The organism is Pseudomonas tremae (genome assembly GCF_023278125.1).
GTDB lineage: Bacteria > Pseudomonadota > Gammaproteobacteria > Pseudomonadales > Pseudomonadaceae > Aquipseudomonas > Aquipseudomonas tremae.
Map to the genome: position 1 here is coordinate 2,219,150 of NZ_CP066270.1, position 25,725 is coordinate 2,244,874.

At 59.2% G+C, this 25,725-nt stretch carries 20 protein-coding genes; 6 read left to right on the plus strand and 14 right to left on the minus strand.

The features are described 5' to 3' along the window. Positions 1-5: 5 nt before the first annotated feature. The 10 genes from I9H09_RS10180 to I9H09_RS10225 form a co-directional block, all read right to left on the minus strand. Positions 6-827 carry an acyltransferase gene (locus I9H09_RS10180; RefSeq protein ID WP_024671042.1) on the minus strand — a complete coding sequence of 274 codons (822 nt, stop codon included), beginning with the start codon at positions 825-827 and terminating at the stop codon, positions 6-8. After that, positions 824-2,242: an O-antigen ligase family protein gene (locus I9H09_RS10185; RefSeq protein WP_122347064.1), complete on the minus strand. Its 1,419-nt coding sequence runs from the start codon at positions 2,240-2,242 to the stop codon at positions 824-826. Before I9H09_RS10185 ends, I9H09_RS10180 begins: the two co-directional genes overlap by 4 nt. Next, positions 2,242-3,342, minus strand: coding sequence for a glycosyltransferase family 4 protein (locus tag I9H09_RS10190; protein ID WP_122323518.1), 1,101 nt, complete (start codon positions 3,340-3,342; stop codon positions 2,242-2,244). Before I9H09_RS10190 ends, I9H09_RS10185 begins: the two co-directional genes overlap by 1 nt. Beyond that, positions 3,333-4,550, minus strand: a complete 1,218-nt coding sequence (locus I9H09_RS10195) for a glycosyltransferase family 4 protein (RefSeq protein WP_024689756.1) — start codon at positions 4,548-4,550, stop codon at positions 3,333-3,335. The genes I9H09_RS10190 and I9H09_RS10195 overlap by 10 nt, the downstream gene beginning before the upstream one ends. 2 nt (positions 4,551-4,552) lie before the next feature. Further along, positions 4,553-5,863, minus strand: coding sequence for a cellulase family glycosylhydrolase (locus I9H09_RS10200; protein WP_005890437.1), 1,311 nt, complete (start codon positions 5,861-5,863; stop codon positions 4,553-4,555). Between the two features lies 1 nt (position 5,864). Further along, entirely contained in the window at positions 5,865-7,043 is a 1,179-nt protein-coding gene (locus I9H09_RS10205) for a glycosyltransferase (RefSeq protein ID WP_005890438.1), read from the minus strand. Continuing rightward, positions 7,043-9,034 (minus strand): exopolysaccharide transport family protein, encoded by a 1,992-nt coding sequence (locus I9H09_RS10210; protein ID WP_005890439.1) that lies wholly within the window; start codon positions 9,032-9,034, stop codon positions 7,043-7,045. Before I9H09_RS10210 ends, I9H09_RS10205 begins: the two co-directional genes overlap by 1 nt. A 17-nt stretch (positions 9,035-9,051) precedes the next feature. Continuing rightward, complete coding sequence (locus I9H09_RS10215) at positions 9,052-9,828, minus strand: polysaccharide biosynthesis/export family protein (protein ID WP_024671036.1); 777 nt, start codon at positions 9,826-9,828, stop codon at positions 9,052-9,054. 128 nt (positions 9,829-9,956) lie between these two features. Continuing rightward, positions 9,957-11,414 (minus strand): mannose-1-phosphate guanylyltransferase/mannose-6-phosphate isomerase, encoded by a 1,458-nt coding sequence (locus tag I9H09_RS10220; protein ID WP_122312313.1) that lies wholly within the window; start codon positions 11,412-11,414, stop codon positions 9,957-9,959. Then, on the minus strand, positions 11,414-12,850 hold the full coding sequence (locus I9H09_RS10225; protein WP_005890443.1) for an undecaprenyl-phosphate glucose phosphotransferase: 1,437 nt from the start codon (positions 12,848-12,850) through the stop codon (positions 11,414-11,416). Before I9H09_RS10225 ends, I9H09_RS10220 begins: the two co-directional genes overlap by 1 nt. Positions 12,851-13,370: 520 nt before the next feature. Between I9H09_RS10225 and yegS the strand changes: the two genes are divergently transcribed. Then, a complete protein-coding gene (gene yegS / locus I9H09_RS10230; protein ID WP_053479664.1) occupies positions 13,371-14,288 on the plus strand; it encodes a lipid kinase YegS in 918 nt (305 codons plus the stop codon). Here yegS and I9H09_RS10235 read toward each other — a convergent pair. Continuing rightward, a complete protein-coding gene (locus tag I9H09_RS10235; RefSeq protein ID WP_024671033.1) occupies positions 14,272-14,934 on the minus strand; it encodes a response regulator in 663 nt (220 codons plus the stop codon). The two genes, yegS and I9H09_RS10235, sit on opposite strands and share 17 nt — an antisense overlap. Positions 14,935-15,070: 136 nt before the next feature. Beyond that, a complete protein-coding gene (locus tag I9H09_RS10240; protein WP_122312312.1) occupies positions 15,071-15,499 on the minus strand; it encodes a hypothetical protein in 429 nt (142 codons plus the stop codon). Between the two features lie 448 nt (positions 15,500-15,947). On the opposite strand from I9H09_RS10240, the gene I9H09_RS10245 reads away from it, so the two are divergent. Further along, positions 15,948-16,874 carry a chemotaxis protein CheV gene (locus tag I9H09_RS10245; protein ID WP_005890451.1) on the plus strand — a complete coding sequence of 309 codons (927 nt, stop codon included), beginning with the start codon at positions 15,948-15,950 and terminating at the stop codon, positions 16,872-16,874. A 101-nt stretch (positions 16,875-16,975) separates the two neighbouring features. Next, positions 16,976-17,785, plus strand: a complete 810-nt coding sequence (locus tag I9H09_RS10250) for an MOSC domain-containing protein (protein WP_024671031.1) — start codon at positions 16,976-16,978, stop codon at positions 17,783-17,785. Between the two features lie 51 nt (positions 17,786-17,836). On the opposite strand, the gene I9H09_RS10255 is transcribed toward I9H09_RS10250, so the two are convergent. Then, entirely contained in the window at positions 17,837-19,765 is a 1,929-nt protein-coding gene (locus I9H09_RS10255) for a transglycosylase SLT domain-containing protein (protein ID WP_024671030.1), read from the minus strand. Between the two features lie 205 nt (positions 19,766-19,970). Here I9H09_RS10255 and I9H09_RS10260 point away from each other — a divergent pair, with 205 nt between their 5' ends. Beyond that, entirely contained in the window at positions 19,971-21,881 is a 1,911-nt protein-coding gene (locus tag I9H09_RS10260; RefSeq protein WP_122324737.1) for an ATP-binding cassette domain-containing protein, read from the plus strand. Between the two features lie 68 nt (positions 21,882-21,949). Here the strand turns inward: I9H09_RS10260 and I9H09_RS10265 are convergent, their stop codons facing one another. Further along, entirely contained in the window at positions 21,950-22,390 is a 441-nt protein-coding gene (locus I9H09_RS10265; protein WP_005890463.1) for a universal stress protein, read from the minus strand. A gap of 129 nt (positions 22,391-22,519) precedes the next feature. Here I9H09_RS10265 and I9H09_RS10270 point away from each other — a divergent pair, with 129 nt between their 5' ends. Further along, entirely contained in the window at positions 22,520-22,957 is a 438-nt protein-coding gene (locus tag I9H09_RS10270) for a hypothetical protein (RefSeq protein ID WP_122312310.1), read from the plus strand. A gap of 598 nt (positions 22,958-23,555) precedes the next feature. After that, positions 23,556-25,721 (plus strand): fatty acid oxidation complex subunit alpha FadB, encoded by a 2,166-nt coding sequence (fadB, locus tag I9H09_RS10275; protein WP_122312308.1) that lies wholly within the window; start codon positions 23,556-23,558, stop codon positions 25,719-25,721. The last annotated feature ends 4 nt before the right edge of the window (positions 25,722-25,725 follow it).

The following is a 25,725-nucleotide window of genomic DNA, read 5'->3' on the forward strand; positions in this document are numbered from 1 at the left end:
GCCGATCAGTGGAACAAGGTGAACAGGCCTTTGCCGCCCACCTTGTACTTGAGATTACGCGCGCGCTCGCCTTTGACTTCGGCATTTGGGCCGCTGACGATCGCGTAGGGCGCGACAGGCTTGGACACCACGCTGTTGCCACCGACCACGGCACCTTCGCCGATGTCGGCACCGAACGAGAGCAGGGCGCGGCTGCAGATCCAGGCGTAGTCACCGATGAACACCGGCCCACCCACCGCCCAGAACTCGGGTTCATTCAGGTCGTGCCCTCCGGCGATAATCAGCACATGCGAGGCGATGGTTACGTGATCGCCAATCACCAGCCCGCCACGTGCATCCAGCTGGCAATGCCAGCCCACTGTGGTGTCATTGCCGATACGCAGGCTGTCGACCCCCAGAACTTCGGTATTGCGCCATACGGTCGAGCCTTTGCCGATTTTTGCCCCTCCGATACGCAGCCAGAGCAGGCGCAGGGTATGGCTGGGGATCTTGCAGATCAGAATGTTGTAAGCCAACTCCCAAGTGCGCAGCATGCGGTCACGTAGCGTCGGCCAGTTGATCCCGTAAAGCGGAATCAGGGCGCCAAGGGTTTCACTGGCTAGCAGCTTGTAAAAACGTCGTGCCAGCGGGTTCTCGATTCTCGGCTCGATGTTCAGGTAGCAGATGAACGACAAGGTCCGCTCCTTTATACGCGTCTCGAAGCACACTTCGTTGTCGAGCATCCACTGGTAGGCGGCTTCGAGTTCTTCGAGTGGCACGGCCATCTTGCGTGCGTAGTCGGGCAGCGCCTCTCTGAGGTTGTGCGAATGCAGCATGCGATGTTTCATACGGAGGCTTCCAGCTCGGGTGGGGCAGCGGGGTGATGACGTGAGTTTGCGGCGCTGGCGCGCAGGCGCCTGGTTTCGTGCAGGCTGATGCCGACAAACAGCCAGAACAGGGCAGCCAGCACGCTGGTGAAACTGAAATAGTGGTCGAACAGGCCGCTGAACAGGGCCGACAGCACGCCGATCATGCAACCCAGCGCAATCGCGTTTTCGCGGGTCAGCACGATTCGGCCCGTGTCGGGGCGTACGGCCTTCCACCAACTGACCGTGACGGCGATAAACAGCAGCATGCCGGGCAGACCGATCTTGTAGATGAAGTTCAGCCACAAATTGGAAATACCGAATTGCGTGTAGCCCAGCACTGGCGGATCGGTCTTGAAACCGATGCCGAACGGGAACGTCGCCATTGCATCCGGGAAATGACTGTATTCAAGGAAGCGGATCGCGGTGCTGACGTCGTCATCGGCGAACAGGCCCATCAGCCGCTCTTGCAGCGGTGGATAGAACATCAACAGCACGACGCCGGCAGTTATGCCACCCATCAGCAACCGACCGAGATGCGGGACACGCCGACGGACCATCCACAGCATCACTGCCAGCAGGCTCACCAGCGCGCCGCGTGACCCGGTCAGCAGCAGGCCGACGACGCCCAACACTGCAACGGCCAGGCCCAGCTTGCGTGCCATGCCGCTGCGGGTCATGCCGAAACAGAATGCCAGCGGCAGCAACATTGCCAGAGCGCCACCGGCCACGTTGGGGTGCATCCAGGGTGAGCCCATCCGGGTCGCGAATGATTGCAAACTATCGTTCAGGGTGTCTGCGCCGCTGTAGCCCAGACTGCCGAGAATCGGGATGATTGCTGTTCCCGAGCCTTTGCTTACATAGATCGAGATCGACATCAGCAGCAACAGAAGCGTCCCGCCGAGCAACGCAATGACCAGGCTTTCCAGCGTCTTGAGATCGGTCAGCAAGCGTGGCACCAGAAACAGGATCGACAGGTTGAACAGCCAGCGGACCCAGTTGATCGGCCCATTGCCTTCGGCGACGACGGTCAGTTGGCCCACCAGAAACGGAAAAGCGCTGAACAGCATCAAGGCGACCAGCAACCGCTCGGTGCGCAGCATCGGGGGCACCTTGTCCTGTTCTTGAAAAAATACGCCCTGCAGCAGGTAGCTGACCCAGGTCAGCATGACCAGCCCCTCGGACACCGTCGTTCGAATGCCGATCTGAACCGTGGAGTAGGGCAGAAAGGTCCCGATAAAGCCGAACAGCAGCAAGCCGAGCACTGGGCGGCGCATGACTGTCGCCACGGCGGCAATACCCAGCACGGCCATCAGCACCAGCGGTATCGGCAACAGCCAGATCATCACCCCGAACAACAGGCTGATCAGTAACCCCAGAGGCATCGCCAGTGGCATCAGCGCAGCTCCTCCAGCGTAGCGTGAACGCGATCGCAGAACGCTTTCAGCTGATAGCGGTCGGTCCAGTCCCTGGCGAGAGCCGGGTCTTCTTCGGGGGCATGGGACAGCGTGCCCATCAGCCTGATCAGGTTGCCGCTGTCATCAGGCGAAAAGCGCGGGCTGTGGGGTGGGGCGACTTCATCCAGCGACGAACCGGTGGCCACGGCTACCGGAGTCCCCACGTTCAGCGCCTCGATCACCGGCAGGCCGAAACCTTCGCTTCTGGACGGCTGCCAGAGCCGCTCGGCATTTTTGTAGACTGCGTGCAGCTCGGCATCACTGAGGCCGGTCAGCACGTGCAGACCCGGCAACTGACGCTGCGCTTCGGTCAACGGTTCATCGCTACCGACCAGAACCAGCTCCGGGGTGTCGACGAACTGCATGCGTGCGGTCTGCCAGGCCTCGACGAACCATTTGATGTTCTTGCGTGGCTCGCGAGTGCCAACGCACAGCCAATAGCGCTCGGGCAGCCGCAGGTGAGTGACGTCGGCCGGTTCGCCCTCGAAGCGCTCGACCAGCAGGGGCACGACCCGCAGCTTGTCCTTGAACCGCGGGAACAGGCGCGCCGCCTCGTTGGCGGTAAATTGCGACGGCACCCAAATCTGGTCGGCGACCTTGAGCGACCAGACAATCGACAGGTAGTCGGTCAAGCGGTACACGCGGGCTTTCAGGCGCGAACCGTGGCTGTTCTGCTGGGTGATCTGAAACAGATCGTGCAGCTGCAGTACATAGCGCATGCCAGTGGGTTTTCGACCCAGCGGCAGGCCCATGTTGATATTCGCGACATAGACCTCGATGCCTGCATCGCGCAGGGCGCCAGGCAGGAAAGAGCCCTCGAAGCGCGCGCGGTCCGGCAGGCGATGCACCGAGTCCAGCGGGGCAGCCCAGCGCGGCGCATGCATCACGCGGCGCACCGGATGGTCGTAAGGTGCGACGCCGAACAATTGCAGTTGCACGTCCGGGTGCTCGCGGAAGGCTTTCTCCAGCGCAAAATTCTGGCGGCCGATGCCGCTAATGGGGTAACCGGCTGCCGCGCGGTAATCGAGTCCTATACGCATGAGCGCGATCCTTGCTTGGTGGGCGAAAAGCGGGTGTAGATCACTTCCAGTTGGGCAGCCGACACTGACCAGTCGTGCCGGGCGCGCACATAAACGCGGCCTGCCTCACCGATCTGATCGAGCCGCAGTGGCTTGTCGGTGTATTCGACTATCAATGTGGCGAGTCCGGCTGCATCTTCGCTGCCCAGATAATGTTCGCCATTGGTCACCGACAGGCCCGAGACGCCTTGCGCGGTAGTCACCACCGGCAAGCCGGCGGCCATGGCTTCCAGCGTCTTGAGTTTGGAACCGCCGCCCTGGCGCAAAGGGGCGAAGAACATCGAGGCGGTGGCCTGCAAGGCGCGCAGGTCGGGTACGAAACCCAGCCATTCGATGCGTGGGTCCGGCCAGCGCTCGCGCCAGCTCTCAGGCATGCCAAAACCGCCGATGGCAAAACTCACCTCCGGTGCCTGAGCCCAGACCTTCGGCATGATCTCATCCAGTGCCCATTCGATGGCGTCGATGTTGGGGCCGTACTCATAATTGCCGATGAAGAGCAGGCGATGGCTGCCGCGGTCGGCACGCACACTGGCGTAGTAGCCGCAATCGACACTGTTGACGACATAGGACGTGGCCCTGCCGCTCAGGCGCGACAGCACCTTGGCATCGTCCTCGGTCACTGCAATCAACTCGCCGGTCTGACGAAACACGCGGCTTTCCCAGCGTCTGTAGCGCCAGCGATCATACAAGGCAAAAGCCCCGGCCCAGCGCGGCAGCCGGTCGTAGCTGGCGGCACCCAAGTCGGATTCGACGTTGTGCTCGGTCAGTACGAATGGCTTGCCCGAGCGTTTTAGCGCGCGTTCGAAAGGCTGAAAGAAATACGTATGCTGCAGCTGGATGATGTCCCAGTCTTCCTCGAGCAGTTGCTCGAAGGCTTTTTCCAGTGTCGGGGCATAGCCGTTGATACTGGCCAGCATCGGAGCAGGTGAGAACGCCACAGCCAGCATTGTGCGAAAGCTCAGCAGTGGACGTCGATCAATCACGATCAGGCGCTCCAGCCAGGGTTCAAGTGCCGAGCGGGATTCATCATCCAGCGCAGTCTTGGACTGAACCAGCAGGGTTATGCGATGGCCTCGGGCTGCCAGGTTGCGCAGCAGGTGATATTCCCGGGTCTTGCCGCCGCTGGTGGTGGGCCATGGCAGGTAGGGGAGCGTCCATAGAATTCGCATGCTCAAGGTTTCCATTCCAGGATTTGCAGAGTCGGCTTCAGCAGCAGGGTGATGCCCTGGCTGCCGGACAGCGGGGTACGGCTGCCGGTCAGCGGGTCATGCACCACTGCGTTGGTGATGCCTGGAAAATTCAGCGATGTGCCGGTGGCGCTCCAGAACATCAACAGACGGGAGCCATCGTCCCTGCTCCACGGCACCGCGTACAGATCGCCGGGCACGGCGCTCACCGCAGGCGGGTCCGCAGGTTTGAGGCGCGGGCCGGTGATCTTCAGGAAGTTCTGCAGTGCGGTGTAGACCGGTTTGGGGCCTGCTTGCAGGTCCAGCAGCCCGTAGCCCTGATCACGGGCCGAAGCACGCTCGTCAAGGTCGCTGAGGTTGAACAGGAAGATACGCTGGAAGTCCAGGGCGCTCATCAGCGCCAGGCGCCGCAGGGTGTAGTCGGCCTGGCCTGAAGTGCCAATCAGCTGTTGCATCTCCACCGGACCGTCGTAGCTTGACCAGCCCCATTCGGTGGCCCACACCTGCTTGACACCGTTGCTGTGCAGCAAGTTATTCATGGCATCGGCGCGTACCAGAAAGTCGCGGTCTGCCACCGAGTCGCCTTCCGGGTATTCGGAGTATGGGTGGTAGGCGGCCACGATATTCTGCTGGCCCAGACCGTTGTCGAGCAGGGCCTGCAGCATGTAGCCGGAGGTGCTGTGCATCTGGCTGTAGTAGGCCATGCCTGCGGTGACGATAGTTTTATCCGGCAAGGCTGCGCGAATGGCATCGGCTGTGGTCGTCAGCAAACGACCATAAGCCGCCGGGTCCTCCTTGGGCAGCCAGATAATATTGGGCTCGTTCCAGACCTGCCAGTTGCTCACCTGCGGGTAGCGCCTGGCCAGAGCGGTCATGCGTGCGGCAAAGACGTTGAAATCTTTGGGCGGGTACTGATCGCGGCTTCTGGCATCGACCGGGGCACTGCTGGCGAACGAAGCCGAACCGACCAGGTACGCCAGCGTGTTGTAGTTGCGCGCCTTGATCGCCGCCATGGCGGCGTCCAGTTCGGTCAGGGCGTATTGATCCTTTTGCGGTTCGATGATCGGCCAGTGGATGGTCAGCCGCACCCAGTTCAGGCCCAACTCATCCAGACGGTCCATCTGTTGCCTATAGATGTCCGGCGCAAAGTACTGGAACTGTACGTTGACACCCAGAAAGTCTTTCCAGACCACGTCGCGGGGCGCTTTCAGGACCGTTGCCGCCTGAGCGGCGCAGCTCAGGGTGGCAGCTATCAGCGCGGTTGTAACGGCCTTGAATCTGGATAAACGCTGCATGTCACTTCTCCTCGCAGGCTTGGCGGAAGACGTCCCGGAAATGTTCGGCGGTATGACTCCAGACCCGGGCCTCGCCCATGCGCGAGGCGTTCACTGCCCATTGCTGGATCATTTCGGGCGATGCGCAGACACGCGCCAGGGCACTGGCCAGGCATTCGACATCACCCTGAGGATAGATCGTGCCGTTGCCGTGCGAGACTTCTTCGGCAAATGAACGTGCATCCGAGGTGATGACGCCTCTGCCGCAGGCCACTGCCCATGACAGCGCGCCGCTGGTGCCGCGCAGTTTGCCGAGAATCTTCAGTTTGCTTGATTCGCGATAGGGCAGCACCATCACATGATGAGCCTGAATGACCTGCGCGATCTGCTCGGCAGGCAAGTCCAGTTGCCAGTCGATCAGGTCGACCAGGCCCAACTGGCGAATACGCGTACGCAGTTGCTCCAGGTAGCTGCCGGACTGGCCGAATGCCATTTCCGGCTCGCTGCCGCCCGCCAGGGTCAGGCGTACCGTTGAACGCAGTGCGGGCTGTGAAGTGAACACACTGGCCAGCGCGTCCAGCAGGTCCTCTATGCCCTTGCCGCGATAGATGAAACCGAAGTACAGCAGGCGCAAAGGCTTCATCGGCGGCAATGGGGCCGACGCAATCGCCACGTTGCCGTGATGGATCACAACCATTTGCGCTGGCTTGAGGCCCATGCGCTGACGCAGGCTTTGACTGCCTGCCTGTGTCAGAGTCACCAGCCGGGTCATGTGCCTTGCCAGCTGTCGCTCTTCATGCAGGCACAACGGGTCGGCCAGCACTGTGGCCATCTCCGGCAGAGGTGAACGCATACCGCTGGCGATCGACAGTGGCCAGGGAAGCTTTTCGCGGCGCCAGACCAGTCGTTCAGGGTCATGTACGGTCGCGGTCAGCGGCAGCTTCGGGAAGCGCCGGCGCAGGGCGCGCAAGGCCTGGAACTCCGCCAGTCTTCCACCCCCCAGTTCGGCATGGACCAGATCCACGCTGCTCCAGTCCGTGTCAGCCACCCGCTGTTCTGCGGCGCGAGGATCATTGCCTACCCCTTGCAGCGGCGTACTGATCTGCAGTCCCAGAGCTTCCAGCGCCTGGCGCAGATGCCCGGCATAGTCAGCGATGCCGTTCTGCTCGGGCGGCAGCGGTGCCAGCAGCGCGATTCTCATCAGCCTCGACTCCCGAACCGCTTGAGGAACTTCAGCACGCGTTCCGGCACTTCGAAACGGCGCCGGTTGACGATGATGCCGTCGACCTTCTTGAAGGCGGTATTGAGATTGTTCAGTGTGTCCTCGAGCATCGGCACGGTGGTTTCTTCGGCACGCACCACCAGTACGATCAGATCAGCCTTGCGCAGCAGCACGAAAGCGTCCTGATTAGCGGACAGTGCCGAGGCGTTGATCAGCACGATTTCACCCGGGCTGGCAGGGCTGCGTCCTTCAGTGCGGACTTGATGGCCCTGTTCGACCAGCAACGTACGCAGCCGCTCGATCACGAAGGCCACACCCGCGCCCGACTTGACCGAAGTAAAGCCGAGGGTCAGGCCCTGTCCGTCGACCTGATCCAGCGGCAGGATTCCGTAAACACGGTGCAGGTTGGAGGTAAAGGCAGCGCTGCGTTCCTGCGCGCGCTCCAGATCTGGCAGGCTGGTCCAGACCGGCACGCCAAAGCTGCTCTCGATCTTGTCGCCGTCATGGATGCGCTGATCCAGCAGGTAGAAGAAGTACAACGCCAGCGCGCCCACCACAACGCTCAACGGAAACGCCAGTAGCAGCATCAACAGGCTTTTCGGAAAGACCCGGCTGGGGTTGAACGTTGCCTCTTCAATGGTTGCGATGTTGCTGATCTGGCTGTTGTCCAGCTCGCGGTCGATGCGGGATTTTTCCAGACTGTCCTTGTACAGCGCGTAGCTTTTTTCCGAGGCATCCAGCTCGTTCTGCAGGCGTGAAAGCTCCGGCTCCAGATTCAGCGCCTGCTGGCGATCGTTTTCCAGTTGAGCGATTTGTGCATTTTGCTGCGCAAGCTGGGTTTGCAGGCGTGCGTAGCTGGTCTGCTGATCGGCGTAGACGTTCTGCATGCGGTTGTAGATAGGGTTGGGCGTGATGCTTTCGGAGCGCTGAACAGTTGCCTCCTGCCCGTTGAGCAGTTTCTTGAGGTTATCGATTTCCTCATTAATCGCCCGAATCGGTGGCGCCTGGTCCTTGAACGAGCGGAGCATTTCCTGGCGCTCCACTTCCTTGCCATTGATGCGGTTCTGCAAGTCCTGGCGATTGGGATTGAGCGCCAGCTCGCGTCCGGCGGAGACGGTCTTGGGCTGCTCGGACAGCTGTTTTTTCAGCAGGTCCAGGCCTGCCTTGGTCGAGGCGATGGAGCGCGTTGTATTGTTGCGTTCGGTGCGCAGGTCGTTGAGCCCCTGAGACGTATCGGCCAGTCGCTGGGAAATACTGACTGCGCTGAGCTGGTTCAGGTAGTTCTGAATCTGCTTCTTGTATTCGATGATGTTCTCACCGGTGGTCTTCACTTCCGCTTCGTAGAACGCATACAGGCTGACCCGGCCAAGGGTCTTGGTGCGCTGCGACTGATATTCATCGATCCACGTCTTGAGTACTGTTTGTGCCGTGGCGGGGTCGTTCCAGGTAAAGGTCAGTTCCATTACCGAGGAACCAGGCTCATGACGGACCTTGAAGTTCTTTTCCAGGTCTTCGGCCAGCCGCTCGACCTGCGAGCGGTGTTCCACCAGACCGATGAATTGGAGGACGCTACGCACGCCGTTGACGACGCCCCCGACGACTGCCTTGACGCCGTTCTTTATCGATGCCAGCACGCCGGTTTCAGGTGGTGCCATTGACAGCTCCGCAAGGTACTTCTCGGACACTGCGCGCATGATCGGTCGGCCGCTGAGCATGCGCTCTTCGTCGAGCAGCGGGTCACGCAGGCCGCTGGGTATGACGATGGCCTGACGGTCGGAAAGCTCGATAGGCACAGTGCTGCTGTCGCGGCCGGGCTTGACCAGCAGCAGAGCTGTTGATTCATAGCGATTGGGCAGCAGAAAGGCGCCCAGCAGAATAATGACGAAGGTCGCCAGCACGGTAATCTTGACTTCGCGCTTGAAGATAAAGAACAGGCGCAGCAGGTCGCGGAATGAGCGGATGTTGATCATGTCTGTATCCCTGACAATTAATTGTTATTGCGCAACTCGTAGTTCATGCCCAGCCCGATCGACTTCGCGAAGGGAATCAGCTGGTTGAAGTACAGGGACACGCCGTCGACCTTGTTGCCGACCGATGATTTGGGAACAAACACTATGTCGCCGCGTTTCAGCAGTACCGGCGCGGTTGGGCCTCCGGCATCTGCCCAGAGGAACTTGCTGTAGTCGAAAAAGTAGGTCTTGTAGAGCCCGTTCTCTTCCTGACGCAGCAGTGCAACCTGACCGGCATCTGCGTCCAGCGCGACCCCGCCTGCGCCGAGGATGGCCTGATTGAGATTGGTGGCCACGTTGATCGGCAGCGTGACCGAATTGCGCACGGCGCCGCCCACGAACACGGTATTGCCCGGCGACTGAGAAATATTGATGGTCAGTGCCGTCTCGCGGTAGACAGTCTGCAGCTTGCTTTCCAGCAGGTCATTCAATTGCTGTAGCGTCAGGCCGGCCGCTTTTACCGTACCGATGTAGGGGTAGGAAAAAGTGCCGTCATTGAGCACTTGGAACAAGGTCAACTCATAGATGGAGTTGGCCGTGAACGCCGAAATCGATGGCGCCTCGCCACTGTTGCGCACAATGCGCAGCGTGTCGCCAGGACGAATGCGTTCCGGCGGCAGCGGTTTACCCGCCAACGCGCGCCCGGCCGCCTGGCCCGCCTCGATTTGCGCACGATCGTCCGGCAAGCCGACCCGCGACGGGGTGTTGCACGCACTCACCAGCAAAAGGCTGGCAATCAGCATCATGCTTCTCATTGTTCCTGAACTCCTGTCATGCACAAATACGGCTCCCTTGCGGGTAATAAACTCATGATGGCGGGTACTGCATTACGTAAGCGTCGTGATTCAAATTTACTTGATCGGTGCAAACTGCCTGCGGTCGCTCAGCCTTTGGCGGGTTTTTCCGGCACCCGGCCATAGATGTCGGTAAACCGCACAATGTCGTCCTCGCCCAGGTATTCGCCGCTCTGGACTTCAATCATCACCAGATCGATGACTCCCGGATTAACCAGCCGGTGAGTGAAGCCCGGTTTGATGAACGTCGACTCGTTGGTGTCGAGCATGAATTCCCGTTCGCCGTTGGTCACAGTGGCCATGCCGCTTACCACGATCCAGTGTTCGCTGCGATGGTGATGCATCTGCAATGACAGCGAGGCTCTGGGGCGCACCACGATGCGTTTGATCTTGAAGCGCTTGCCTTCTTCAAGCACCGTGTAGGTGCCCCACGGGCGGGTTACAGTGCGGTGCAGGCGATAGGCATCATGCCCTTGACGCTTTAGTTCCTGAGCGATGATCTTGACGTCCTGACTGCGGCGACCGTCGGCGATCAACAGCGCGTCGGGGGTGTCGATAATGATCAGATTGTCGAGGCCGACCGCACCTACCAGCCGTTTTCGCGAATCGATGTAACAGTTGGTGACGTCATGCAGCACGGTTTCGCCGTTGCAATAGTTGCCCTGTGCATCGACGGGCGACAGTTCGCGCACGGCCTGCCAGGAGCCGATGTCGCTCCAGCCCAGTTGGCAGGGCACCACCGCCACCTTGTCGGAGCGCTCCATCAAGGCGTAGTCGATGGAGATGTCGGGTGCCAGGGCAAACGAATCGCTGTCCAGCTCGATCTGCAATTCGCGATCGCCTTCCTTGCGCTGGCTTGACGCCAGGCATGCACTGACAGCGTTCAGCACCTCGGGGGCATGAGCGCGCATTTCACGCAGTACGGCGTCGGCGCGCATGCAGAACATGCCGGCGTTCCAGAAGTGCAGGCCTCCATCGACATAAGCCTGGGCAGTGGCTGCGTCGGGTTTTTCGACGAAACGTGCCACCTGACAGCCGTCGTTGCCCAGCGCCGGGCCTTTTTCGATGTAACCGAAACCGGTTTCGGGCGCGGTGGGCAAAATACCGAACGTCACCAGCCAGCCGTCGGCAGCAAGTGCCTGAGCCGCCGCCACGGCGCGGGCAAACGCCGCAACGTCGGTGATCAGATGATCGGCCGGCAACACCAGCAATTGCGCATCGTCGCCGTACAGCTCGCTCACGTGCAGTGCAGCCGCAGCAACAGCTGCGGCGGTATTGCGGCCGAAGGGCTCGAGGATGAAGTCCAGACGTGCCTTGCCTTTGTTCAGCTGCCGGTAGTCGTCGACCGTGCGGAAATACACTTCACGATTGGTGACGGTCAGAAGACGATCAACACCGCGCAGACCGACCGCGCGCAAAAAGGTCTTCTGCAGCAGGCTTTCGCCATCGGGAAGGCGCATGAACGGCTTGGGCATGGCTTCCCGCGAGACAGGCCACAGGCGGGTGCCGGAGCCGCCGGCGATGATGCAGGGAATGAGTGTGCTCATCAGAAAGCCTCGCGAGTGAATAGCACTGCAGGCACAGTGCGCATGAGGATGTACAGGTCGAACCAGACAGACCAGTTTTCTATGTACTCAAGGTCGAACTCGACCCTTTTTTCGATTTTTTCTACTGTGTCGGTTTCGCCACGATAGCCGTTGATCTGCGCCAGGCCGGTAATCCCGGGTTTGACGCGGTGCCGCGATGTGTACTCTTTCACCGCCTGTTCGAAAAGAATCCCGGCAGCCTTGGTGGCGGTCGCATGTGGACGCGGCCCCACCATCGACATGCTGCCTGCCGCCACATTGAACAATTGCGGCAGTTCATCAAGGCTGGTCTTGCGAATGAAGCGCCCGACCCGGGTGACTCTGGCGTCGCCTCGGGTGGTCTGTTGTTCGGCTGTTGCGTCAGCCTGGTGCTGATGCATGGAGCGAAACTTGAACACCTCGATCAGGCGATTGTTATAGCCATAGCGCTTCTGGCGGAAAAACACCGGCCCTGGCGAGTCGAGCTTTATGGCCATCGCGACCAGCAGCATGACCGGCGACAGCGCCAGCAGGGCCAGAGACGACAGGACAATGTCCTCGGCACGCTTGATGAAGGGCGACCAGCCGTTGAGCGGAACGTCCGAGGCGTTGAACATCGGTAGCCGGGCCACTTCGGTAATGCGGTTGTGGGTGTGTCGGAAAGCAATCATGTCTGGCACCAGCAACACATTGACCGGCAGCCTGCGCAGTTCGCGAATGATGTAATCCATACGGTTTTCAGCCGTCCAGGGCAGGGCGACCAGCACCTGGGTTACCTTTTCTTCGCGAATCAAACGCTCCAGATCGCTGGTGTTGCCCAGCATCGGCAGGTTGGCGACGGTCTTGGGCAGGCGTCCGATACGATCGTCGATAAAACCGATCACGCCCGAGCGAATGTCCTGATGTTCAAGGAGGTATTCGGCAAGACGCTGCCCGTTTTCAGTCGCGCCCAGAATGACCGCATGTTGCAGGAAGAAGCCTTTGCGCATCTGGCGCTTGAAAAGTGTCAGCAGCAACAGGCGAATGACGCCGAACAACGCAAGGCTGGTCAGGTACCAGATCAGCAGCTCTTCATTGGAGAGGTAACCGAACAACCCCATGGCCTGTTGCATGAACAGCAGCAGGCCGAATGCTGCGGTCCAGGCGATCGCCATTGCCCGCATGCGTAAATCGTTGCTGAACAGGGCCTCTGAGTAGACCCCCATGGCTTGAAACACCAGCACGCCGACACTGCCGAAAAACAGCAGCATGGTCAGGTAAGTCTGTGGCGTCTGCAGGCCACTGTCCTTCATGAGCAACATGATCGCCAGCCCCGGCAGAATGCAGGCAATGCCGTGGGCCAATCGAATGCCGAACAGAAAATATTCGACCAGACTGGTGCGGGTGAGCGAAAGACTGTCGACTGGCTGCAACCTCATAGATCTTCCTTACTCCCTGTAGGCGTCAGAACCCTGCTGGTTCTGAACGTGCTCTGATGGCTGCGCGCAGCTTGCAGATAAGTATCTCTTTGCCATCACTGCTCCAGCTTAGCCAGTTACCGGTCGCTGCGATGAAGGATTCGGTCTGTCTTTTGTGAATATCACTTTAGTTATGTCGTCCAGAGCCGAATTTTATTTAAGACTTTTCAGTGATTTGTAGATGAAAACCTCTTCAAATGGATGGTTCTGTTGTCAGTAAAGCTCATGAAAAAAATACTGCTGTAACTAAATTGGTCCAATTCCGCTGCGACGGGTGAGACAGGAGCCTCCAAGGTCGGGCACATCAGCCATTCAAAGGGGCAGATTTTTTGAGGGAGATTGAAAATTATATGAAACCGACGGGCCTTTTCGCCTTGTCCGGGGTCACAATCATGCGCCGGGCAAAATGCGTCCCGACGCACAATCGTAAAAGAGCGTCGCTCACAGGCTTTAATCCGGACGGTTCGGCAGGGGAGGTGTCATGACACAACGCAGGGCAATGCTCATTCTTCACGGCAAACAGGCGCTCAATGAAGAGGTGCGCGACGCGGTCGCAGACAAGCGCAAGCAGGGCTGGGAGCTGGATGTACGCGTGACCTGGGAGGCAGGCGATGCCGAGCGTCTGGTCGGTGAAGCGCTGGCTGCGGGGCACAGGCATATAGTGGCTGGCGGCGGCGACGGTACGCTTCGTGACATCGCAGAAGCCTTGGCGTTGGCAGATATCAAAGCCAGCCTGACTATCCTGCCTCTTGGCACTGCCAATGACTTTGCCCGTGCTGCCGGCGTGCCACTCGAAGTGGCGAAAGCGCTGAAACTGATGGATGTCGAGCCCCGCGCCGTCGACCTGGGGGAAGTGGGCGGCAAACTTTTCCTCAATATGGCGACAGGCGGCTTCGGCAGTCAGGTGACGGCCAACACCTCCGAAGACCTCAAGAAAGTACTGGGCGGCGCAGCCTATCTGTTTACCGGACTGACGCGCTTCAGCGAGCTGCACGCTGCTCATGGCGAGTTGACCGGGCCGGACTTTCACTGGCGCGGCGATCTGCTCGCGCTGGGCATCGGCAACGGTCGCCAGGCGGGCGGCGGACACGAACTGTGTCCGACTGCGTTGGCCGATGATGGCTTGCTGGACATCAGCATCCTGCCAGCGCCTCAGGAAGTGGTGGGTACGCTCAGAAGTCTGCTCGAGGGTGGTCTCGGCTTTGACAACATGTTCATCCGCGCACGTCTGCCCTGGGTCGAACTCAAGTCTGCTCAGGGGCTGGATATCAATCTGGACGGCGAGCCGTTGTCCGGTGAAGACCTGCGCTTCGAGGCGCGACCGGCAGCGCTGCAGGTGCATCTACCAGCGGACTCACCCCTGCTGAGCAACGTAGCGGGTCTCAATCGTCCAGACTGATGATCCGTTCCCGAACACAAAACAGTACCAGCCCAGCGACATCGAAGATCTGCAGACGCTTCATGATCTGGGACCTATGGGTTTCGACGGTCTTTATGCTCAGGCCCAGGCCGCTGGCCATTTCGCGTGTCGATTTGCCGCGAACGATCAGTCGCAGTATTTCAAGTTGGCGCGCGGTGAGGTTATGCCGCTCTTTCGCTTCGATGGCCCTGTCCGATCGAGTGCCGCGCGTGGCACGCTTGACGACGGTGTGGGCGATGGCAGGGCTCAGGTAGCGCTCGCCCGAGCGCAGCGCATCCAGTGCCTGCTCGAGTTCGGCGGCGGTGGTGTCCTTGAGCAGATAGCCGCAAGCGCCCAGCTCTAGTGCGCGCATGATCATCGCCGTATCAGTGTGCATCGAAAGAACCAGGACTTTGCACTGCGGTTGCACATTCAACAGTTGTTCGAGTGCGTCGAGGCCGTCGACGTTCTTCATCCAGATGTCGAGCAGTACGATGTCGGGCTGGAGGCATTGCGCCAGGCTCGACAGCTGCGCACCGTCAGATGCTTCGCCCACGACAGCGTAGCCCGGAATATCCGCAACCAGCGCTCGCACGCCAGCTCTGATCAGTGAGTGATCGTCGACCAGTAACAGATTGCAGGTCATGGTGGCTCTTGCGTAGATAGGCCCGCTGAGGTCATTCCTTCGTCAAACATCAAGACAATGGACGGAAATGTCCTGCATGACAATAGCGCTTGCGGGCAATGCAACAACACGGTCGGCCCGTGAGTCGCATCAAATGCTATCGGCGGGTAGTACCTGCCGGCGCCTGTGGCGTGGACAAGCCAGCCAATTGGTCAAGAAGCTCGAGTTGTTCGTTGTTGTCCATCGTCAACTCGCCGGTCTGCGGATCGAGTAGCTCGACTTGCCATGAAATCAGCGTAAGGCAGTTCTTGACCGTGCGCAGTGTTTCCTGAGACAGCTCCCTGGTCTGGCTGCCGGATTTCAGCAGCTGGCACAGCTTGCTTGAAAACTCGGCGATACAGGGCACCGGCGCTGCTTCCGCTTCCCTAGCCAACATGCGCAGTGTGGTCAGCAGGCAGCCTGTCGCGTCCTCGTCGTCGGGGATCATCTCCAGGTGCGACAGACATTCTTCCGATTTGTAAAGAAGCGCCTGAGATGTGCTCAGAAACTCGTCGTGTTTCTGCTGCCAATCGTTGTTGCTCAGCATCCTTTATCTCCACAGATCATGGATAGCGAACTTCCGCCCGCGGCGAATGGCTGACAGTTAATGTCGATTTCACATGAAAGTATGTAGGGCATTTCCGAATGTCGCCAATTCCGGTCGTGTACTCAGGGTGTAAGGCGGACAAGAATCAGGCTCCAGTCATAAAGTGAGAATTACTTCACGATAGTGGCAATTAGATGGTGATCATATCAGGTTATCCCTGATTGACATTTTCTGAGCGTAGCAAGATTGGCCGTTGTATCTCTACAGAGTGCCTGGCCTTTAGCGCATTGTGTTGCAACATTTGTCGGCGAAGGCTGCCGGGCGGGGAAGCGGTGATGTTATATTGATATCAATTTCTGCGAATGGCCTTCATCGCCATTAAGGTCCGGCCCGTTTCAGCCGATACAGCTTCCATAGACTCATCATGACCATTGCTTCTGGAGCTAAAATGGCAGGCATTCTCGACACAGTAGATCAACGCACACAGCTGGTGGGCGAGAATCGCCTGGAAATCCTCATGTTTCGCCTTGCCGGTCGGCAGTTGTTCGCGATTAACGTGTTCAAGGTCCAGGAAGTGCTGCAACTACCCAAACTGACCCTCATGCCGCAACGCCACTCCTTCGTCTGTGGTGTCGTCAATCTGCGCGGTCAGACCCTTCCGGTGATCGACCTGTCCCAGGCCATCGGCATGCGTCCGCTGGTGCCAGGGCCTGGCAGCACAATTATTGTGACTGAGTACAACCGCTCTGTTCAGGCGTTCCTGGTCGGTGGCGTGGATCGCATCGTTAACATGAACTGGGATGCGATCATGCCGCCACCGGCCAGCGCCGGTCGCCAGCACTACCTGACGGCCATCAGCAAGGTCGATGATCAACTCGTAGAAATCATCGACGTTGAGAAAGTCCTTGCCGAGATCGTGCCCTACAACGCCAAGGTATCCCGCGAGAAGCTTGAAGATCCGGTGCTGGAACACGCACGTGGTCGTGAAGTACTGCTGGTCGATGACTCGAAGGTAGCTCTGTCACAGCTGCGCGATACCCTCTCTCAACTGGGTCTCAAGCTGCACGTGGCCAGCGACGGACTCAAGGCGCTCAACATGCTCAAGGCCTGGGCAGATGCAGGCGAGAACGTTCAAGAGAAGCTGTTGATGGTGTTTACCGATGCAGAAATGCCGGAAATGGATGGCTATCGTCTGACCACCGAGATTCGCAACGACCCGCGCCTGCGCGCCCTGTACATCGTGCTGCACACCTCGCTGTCCGGAAGCTTCAACGAATCGATGGTCAAGAAGGTTGGCTGCGACAACTTCCTCTCCAAGTTTCAGCCCGACAAGCTGGTCGAAGTGGTGCGCGAGCGCCTCCTGATGATCATCTGAAAACTGCCGGACTGCTGCTCCCGGATGTCTGCCGGTTGCTCTTCGTATAAGCTTTGACGTCAGCATCAAAGCTTATCGAGCCCCTCAAGGAACCGGCCCTCATGTTACGTCTCAGCTCGCTCTACCGTTACCCCCTCAAATCCTGCAAGCCGGAAACCTTGCAGCGAGCCTCTTTCGATACATTGGGGTTGGCGGGGGATCGGCGCTGGATGCTTGTCGATGAAAGTAACGGTCGATTTTTTACTCAGCGAGCCCTGCCGCAGATGTCGCAGCTTTCAGTGCTGTGGAATGCCAGTGGTGGCGTAACGCTCTCGGCGCCTGATCTCGATCCTCTCGACGTCGCTGTTCCGCAGGACCTCGAAACAAACCTGCGTGGTGTGACGGTCTGGCATGATTCGCTGCAGGTGCCGGATGCAGGTGATGCGGCGGCCGAGTGGGTCAGCCAACTGATCGGCAAGCCCACACGCATGGTGTACATGCCCGTGGAGCGCGCGCGCAGGATGCCGGGGGGCTACGGCCGCGATGACGGGCGCGTGAACTTTGCCGACGGCTTCCCCTTGCTGCTGATCGGTCAGGGCTCGCTGGACGACCTGTCGGCGCGTCTTGGCAGGCCGATGGACATGCGACGCTTCAGGCCCAACCTGGTGGTCGAAGGGGCCGAGGCTTTCGCTGAAGACGGCTGGAAGCGCCTTCGTATCGGCGACATCGAATTCCGCCTGCTCAAGCCTTGTGCGCGTTGCATCCTGACGACAGTCGATCCGGTCACTGGCGAGCGCAGTCCGGACCGCGAACCGTTTGCGACGCTCAAGACCTATCGGCAAGTAGAGGGCAATGTATTGTTCGGCCAGAACATGGTCAACGAAGGGGTGGGGGAGCTGGAGGTGGGGATGACGGTGGAAGTGCTGGAGTAGGCGCCGACTGCCGGGAACAAGCACTCGTCCGAGTGCTTGTTCCGTGGCCTGTCAGAGGTCGTCGAAAAACCGCTCGTGCCAGTCGACCAAGGGTTGCGGCGAGTTGAGTTTCTGACCGTAGATCACCGAGTATGACAGCACGTTTTGCACGTATTGACGGGTTTCGTCGAACGGGATGCTTTCAACCCAGACGTCGAAGGCCAGGTGATTGGCACCCTTGAGCCACTGACGCACACGGCCCGGTCCTGCGTTGTAGGCGGCCGAGGCAAGTACGCGGTTGCCATTGAACTGAGCATGTACCGAGCTCAGGTAGGCTGCCCCCAGCTGGATATTGGTGTCCGGGTCCAGAACCTGCTGAGGCGAGGCGAGCGGGATGCTGTACTTGCGCGCGGTTTCCTTCGCGGTCGCAGGCATCAACTGCATCAGCCCTGCAGCGCCGACACCTGAACGTGCATCGTCCATGAACGCGCTTTCCTGGCGAGTGATGGCGAACACCCAGCTGGAATGCAGACCCCTTACTCGCGCTTCACGTACCAGTGTGTCGCGATGCGCCATCGGGAAACGAATGTCCAGATCATCCCAGTACTGTGCCTGACTGATGGTGCGGATCGCCGGGAAATACCATTGCATGTCGTAGGCCAGTTTGGCCTGTGCGACCATTTCGTCGCGGTTGAACAGGCGGCTGACGTGATACCACTCGCGTCGCCCGTTGACGATCTCGCCGCGGTCGTGAAATTCCAGTGCGCGCCGCACGCCAGGCGTGTTGCGCACCTTGTTGATCAGCGCCTGGCTGAGCACCAGCGGTTTGTTGTTGAGCTGGTACGGGCTCTGGGTGCGATCGGCCGCCAGAAAACCGTAGAAGTCGCGTTCCTTGGCCACATCCTTGTACAGCGCTGCAATCAACGGGCTATTGGGCTGGGCCAGTTCGAGGGAGCGGGCTTCCCAGTAGCGCCAGCGATTGGTGGCTGCGAGGTCCTTGGGCAGTCGCCGCGCCAGCTCGTACGCATCTTCCCAGCGGCCCAGGCGCAGGAGCAGGCGCATACGCCATTCGGTGACCGTATCGTCGCGCAGTTCAGGGTCGTATCGGGTCATGACCTCCAGCGCGCGGTCGTCGTAACGACGTGCCAGGGTCAGACCGATTTCCTTGGCAATCTCGACCTGTTCTTCGCGAGAGAAGTGCATGGTCGCCGAGTAGCCATCGAGCATCGACAGAACTTTTTGCGGGTCCTCCTTTGCCAGGCGACGCAGACCGAGACCGACCACATCGGACATCGCTTCGTCCACGGGCGCGAACTGCGACGGGTTGTTGACCATCTCCGGTTTCTGGGCGACAGCCAGTAACAGGCGACCCTGTGGGGCCAGCGAATTGAGGCTGTTGACCAGCGTGGTCGCCAGGCTGTAGTTACGCGCCTGGGCGGCCAGTTTGGCTCGCTGCCAGCGCTTTTGTTCGGTCAACTGGCCCGCTGCCGCCCACTGGGCGAAAAAACCGTCACACGCTGCCGGCAGTGTCTTGCCGGTCATCCAGAGCTTTTCGGCACTGGCATAGCCTTCGGCGCGTTTATTATTGTTCAACTGGTATTGCCCATACAGGCAGTCAAGTTCGACGAACTTCATTTTAGGGTCGTAGTACTTGACGAAGGGCTGCCAGTCGCCACGCTCGGCCAGCCAGCGCAACCAGCGCAGCTTCATCCAGTTGGCCTGGGGCAGGTCGCCATGTTCGGCGAGAAACTTCTCGATCTCGGCATTGCTTGCCGTTTTCAGGCGCGCCGTCAGCTCATCGTATTCAAGATACGGCTCCAGCGGATAGTCGGCCAATGCCGTGCTGTACATCTGGTAGGGGCCCGAATCGCCCTTGGCCAGTGCGCGCTTTGCTTCGTCGTAATACTTGCGTTGCTGGTTGAGGTCTGCCGCATGAGCAGTCTGGACGGCGGTGGCGGAGAGGAGCAGGCACGATAAAAAGCTGAACAAACGACTGCGCATGAGACTTCCGAACAGATGAGTCGGTGAAAAGTATGGCTAGCTTAGCCTTTTGCCAGCTCTTGGTGAAAGCATTGCCGACAAGCTTGACTCATGTAGACATAATTGCCGTTTATAAAGGTGTCACCGATATCGACACGCGTACCGCGAATGCCGACATCCGCATGCTATCTCAGGTAGAATGCGCGCCCGGTTTTTGGAGAAGCTCATGACCCTGCTCAAATTCAGCGATGTGTCCCTTGCCTTCGGCGCCATGCCGTTACTGGACAGGGTGTCCTGGCAGATCGCCCGTGGCGAGCGGGTGTGCATCATCGGCCGCAACGGCACAGGCAAATCCAGCATGTTGAAGCTGGTAAAAGGCGTTCAGAAGCCTGACGACGGCGCTGTCTGGCGCGCACCCGGCCTAAAGATCGGCGAATTGCCCCAGGAATTGCCAGTGGCCGACGGACGGACAGTGTTCGACGTCGTGGCCGAAGGTCTCGATGGCGTCGGTGCGTTGCTCGCCGAATACCACCATCTGGCGCAGAACTGCGTCACCGAGGAAGACCTGAACAAGCTGATGCACGTTCAGCAAGACCTCGAAGCCCGCGATGGCTGGCGCCTGCAGCAACTGGTCGACAGCACGCTGAGCCGTCTGCAGTTGCCTGCCGACAAGACACTGGCCGAGCTGTCGGGTGGCTGGCGTCGTCGTGTTCTGCTGGCTCAGGCACTGGTTTCAGAGCCAGACCTGTTGCTGCTCGACGAACCGACCAACCACCTGGATATCGGTGCCATTGCCTGGCTTGAAGAAGCCCTCAAGGAATTCCAGGGTGCCGTGCTGTTCATCACGCACGACCGGGCATTCCTGCAAAACCTCGCGACACGCATTCTTGAGCTGGACCGCGGCGGCCTGATCGACTGGAACGGTGACTACGCCAGCTTCCTCGTTCACAAGGAAGCCGCACTGGCTGCCGAAGAGACTGCCAATGCGCTCTTCGACAAACGTCTGGCTCAGGAAGAAGTCTGGATTCGTCAGGGGATCAAGGCCCGTCGTACCCGTAACGAAGGCCGTGTGCGTGCGCTCAAGGAGTTGCGTGTAGAGCGCAGTGAGCGTCGTGAGCGTACCGGCAAGGCCAATATCCAGCTCGACACTGCCGAAAAATCCGGCAAGCAGGTCATGATCCTCGACAACGTCAGCTTTGCCCACCCGGGCGGCCCGATGCTGATCAAGGACTTCTCCATGGTCCTGCAGCGCGAAGACCGTATCGGTCTGCTGGGTGCGAACGGTACCGGCAAGACCACACTGCTCAAGCTGATGCTCGACAACCTGCAGCCTACCGGCGGCAAGGTTGAAGTGGGTACGCGGCTGGATGTGGCGTATTTCGACCAGTTGCGTCACCAGCTCGATCTGGAAAAGACCGTGATCGACAACGTCGCTGAAGGCCGTGACTTCATCGACATCGATGGCCAGAGCCGTCACGTGCTGAGCTACCTCGGCGATTTCCTGTTCAGCCCACAGCGTGCCCGCACGCCGGTCAAGGCGCTGTCTGGTGGCGAGCGTGCCCGTCTGCTGCTGGCCAAGTTGTTCAGCAAGCCGGCCAACCTGCTGGTACTCGACGAACCGACCAACGACCTCGATGTAGAAACCCTCGAGCTGCTGGAAGAAGTGCTGCTGACCTTCAAGGGCACGGTTCTGATGGTCAGTCACGACCGGGCATTCCTCGACAACGTCGTCACCAGCACGCTGGTGTTCGAAGGCGAAGGCAAGGTTCGCGAGTACGTGGGCGGTTACCAGGACTGGCTGCGTCAGGGCGGTTCACCGCGTCTGCTGGGGGTTGCCGACACCAAGTCCGGCAAGGCCGAGCTGGCGAGCGCTGTGGTGCAGGCAGCACCGGTGGTGGCTCAGGAGATGCCGGTCGCGAAGAAGAAGCTCAGCTACAAGCTTCAGCGTGAGCTTGAGGCATTGCCTGCGCAGATCGATGAGGTAGAGGGCAAGATGGCTGTGCTCAATGCCGAAATGGCCGAGCCGGGCTTCTATCAGCGTTCTTCCGAGCAGACCGCAGCGGTACTTGCCCAGCTGGAAAACCTGCAGGCCGAGCTGGACAAGTTGCTGGAGCGTTGGGCAGAGCTGGACGAGTGATCGTCTGATTCGCTTATGCAAGACAGAAAAGCCCGGGTAACCGGGCTTTTCGTTATGGCGATCTCAGATCATTCAGGCTTCTTGAGGCTGACTGCCAGTACGTCGCACGGGGCACCGTGCAGCACGTCGTTGGCGGTGGAGCCAAGCAGCAGGGCCAGACCGTGACGACCGTGGCTGCCGACGACAATCAGGTCACAGCCCTGGCTCTTGGCCAGACGGTGAATTTCCTGACGTGGCTGACCAAACACCAGATGGCTTTGATCGTCTTTTATCTGTGGGTACTTGAGCTTGAGCTTTCCCAGTTTCTCCTTGGCCTGATCGATCTGTTGCTGCTGCAGCTGCGACAGGTCCATAGGGACGTCGCCGCCGAATGCCATCGCTATCGGTTCGACGATGTGCACCACCGAGAACTTTGCGCCGCTGGCATCAGCCAGCATGCTGGCGCGACGGATAACCGGGTCACACTCATCAGTAAGGTCAATGGCAACCACAATGTGTTGGTAAGGCATGAGGGTGTCCTCCGGGAGAATTGCGATGGTGGGAGTATGGCTCTTTCATGGGCATCTGGGCAGACCCTTGTGCAAGTCATTGTTTTTGAATTGTTATAAAGAGCCGGGAATCGGGCGAGGGAAAGAAATATGACGGTCTGGATCGTCTTGTCAATCATCGGTGTGATGTTGAGCCCTTTGGTGTGGCTGCGTCCATCACGCCATCAGAGCGGCAGAATGGCGCTGCGCATGGAGGCGCGACGTCTTGGCATGGGCATGCAGTTGACGCCTCAAGAGTGGCCGCACTGGTTGTCTAAAGAGCCGCCAAGCCCCTGCGCCCAGTACCATCGACCGCGCCTGGGAACTCGCGCAGATGCGTGGGTGTACTGGCAGAGCGAGCCGGGCGTCTGGCGCAATCGCTGGCGCGAAGCCTGCGAGGACGAGCGTTTATTGCCGCATCTGGCGACGCTGCCTGTTGATGTGTTCAAGGTCGAGGCGGACGGGCAAATGATTGCGGCTTACTGGGCCGAGCGGGGCGAGTCGGAGGTCTTGCTGCGTATCGATGCGGTTCTCAAGGCACTGGCCTGACCGAATCGCAGGCAATAAAAAGCCCGATAACAACATCGGGCCGGGGTTGGCCAGGCAGGCCGATAATTCGTCGCGCGCCGACATGCTCTTATTGCCATGTCGGGCATCGCTGTTGCGCACCCGCAAATCAGCTGCATTGCGAGCCTCTTATGGCGCAGTGCTGCGACTCTAGACCTTTTGCTTCTTTTTGTCGCGATTCCTGCAACTATTTTTTGCATATGCCCTGTGATGGTGCGATTCAATCTCGTTTATCTCGAGAAACGCGCTGGGTGTGACACTATCACTCCGGCGAATGACGACGAATTGCAGGTTGTCATGGACGTAATCAAGCGCTTGTATATTCCCCCGGATCGGTCATTTTTTGAGTGTTTTGTCGAATTGACAATCACACGGTTTTGCCCGATGGTGTGCGTACCCAAATCAAACGGGCGTATGAAATGAGCGTTTGGTCGTCAGACGGCTCTTACAGAATCCTGACTACCACGTCGCAGCGGTTATACGAGTGATTTGGCGTGTTCATCGACGGCGACGTCGTAGCCTCGTCGGGCATTGACGCCCGACGGGTATCGTTCAGCTTCCATATTGTGGAGATCAGTTGATGATTTACGAAGGTAAAGCCATCACGGTTAAGGCTCTTGAAAGTGGCATCGTCGAATTGAATTTCGACCTCAAGGGTGAGTCCGTCAACAAGTTCAACCGCCTCACCCTCAATGAATTGCGCCACGCGGTCGATGCCATCAAGGCAGATGCATCGGTCAAGGGCGTGATTGTCACCAGCGGCAAGGATTCGTTCATTGTCGGTGCCGACATCACCGAGTTCGTCGAGAACTTCAAGTTGCCGGAAGCCGAACTGGTTGCCGGCAATCTGGAAGCCAACAGAATCTTCAGCGATTTCGAAGACCTGGGCGTACCTACCGTCGTAGCCATCAATGGCATCGCGCTGGGCGGTGGTCTGGAAATGTGTCTGGCCGCCGATTTCCGTGTCATGTCCAGCAGCGCCCGCATTGGCCTGCCAGAAGTCAAACTGGGTCTGTATCCGGGCTTCGGTGGCACCGTTCGCCTGCCGCGCATCGTCGGCGCCGATAACGCGATCGAGTGGATTGCATCGGGCAAGGAAAACGCAGCAGAAGACGCTCTGAAAGTCGGTGCTGTCGATGCTGTCGTGGCACCGGAGAAGCTTCAGGCGGCCGCACTTGACCTCATCCAGCGCGCCATTTCCGGCGAGTTCGATTACAAGGCCAAACGCCAGCCCAAACTGGAAAAGCTCAAACTGAATGCCATCGAGCAGATGATGGCTTTCGAAACGGCCAAAGGCTTCGTCGCGGGTCAGGCCGGTCCTAATTACCCGGCCCCTGTAGAAGCCATCAAGACCATTCAGAAAGCCGCCAATTTCGGTCGCGACAAAGCGCTGGAAGTCGAAGCTGCCGGCTTCGTCAAGATGGCCAAGACCTCGGCAGCTCACAGCCTGATCGGTCTTTTCCTGAACGATCAGGAGCTGAAAAAGAAAGCCAAGGGCTACGATAAGGTTGCCCGTGACGTGAAACAGGCTGCGGTACTGGGCGCTGGCATCATGGGCGGTGGCATTGCCTATCAGTCAGCGGTCAAAGGTACGCCGATCCTGATGAAGGACATCCGTGAAGAGGCCATTCAACTGGGCTTGAACGAAGCGTCCAAGCTGCTGGGCGGTCGCCTTGAAAAAGGCCGTCTCACGGCAGCGAAGATGGCCGAAGCGCTGAATGCGATCCGTCCTACACTGTCGTATGGCGATTTCGGCAATGTCGATCTGGTGGTCGAAGCGGTAGTCGAAAACCCCAAGGTCAAACAGGCCGTGCTGGCTGAAGTTGAAGCCAATGTGGGCGAGAACACCATTCTGGCGTCCAACACTTCTACCATTTCGATCAGCCTGCTGGCCCAGGCGCTCAAGCGTCCGGAAAACTTCGTCGGCATGCACTTCTTCAACCCGGTGCACATGATGCCCCTGGTGGAAGTCATTCGTGGCGAGAAGTCCAGCGAGGAGGCAGTTGCTACCACTGTTGCTTATGCCCGGAAAATGGGCAAGAACCCGATCGTGGTCAACGACTGCCCGGGCTTTCTGGTTAATCGTGTGTTGTTCCCTTATTTCGGTGGTTTCGCCAGGCTGGTCAGCGCGGGTGTGGATTTCGTGCGCATCGACAAGGTCATGGAGAAGTTCGGCTGGCCGATGGGGCCTGCCTATCTGATGGACGTGGTCGGTATCGACACCGGGCATCACGGTCGAGACGTTATGGCCGAAGGCTTTCCGGACCGTATGAAGGATGACCGTCGCTCTGCCATCGACGCGCTTTACGAGGCCAATCGTCTGGGCCAGAAGAACGGCAAGGGCTTCTATGCCTACGAGGCGGACAAGAAGGGCAAGCCGAAGAAGGTCAACGACCCGGCCGTGCTTGATGTGCTCAAGCCGATTGTCTACGAGCAGCGTGAAGTGAGCGACGAAGACATCATCAACTGGATGATGATCCCGCTTTGCCTGGAAACGGTCCGTTGCCTGGAAGACGGCATCGTCGAAACCGCCGCCGAAGCCGATATGGGTCTGATCTACGGTATTGGTTTCCCTCCGTTCCGCGGGGGTGCGCTGCGCTACATCGACTCTATCGGTGTGGCCGAATTCGTTGCCCTGGCCGACCGATATGCCGAGCTGGGTGCCCTGTATCAACCGACCGCGAAGCTTCGTGAGATGGCCCTTAATGGCCAGAGCTTCTTTGGTCAAGCGTCTTCCGAGGAATGAACGT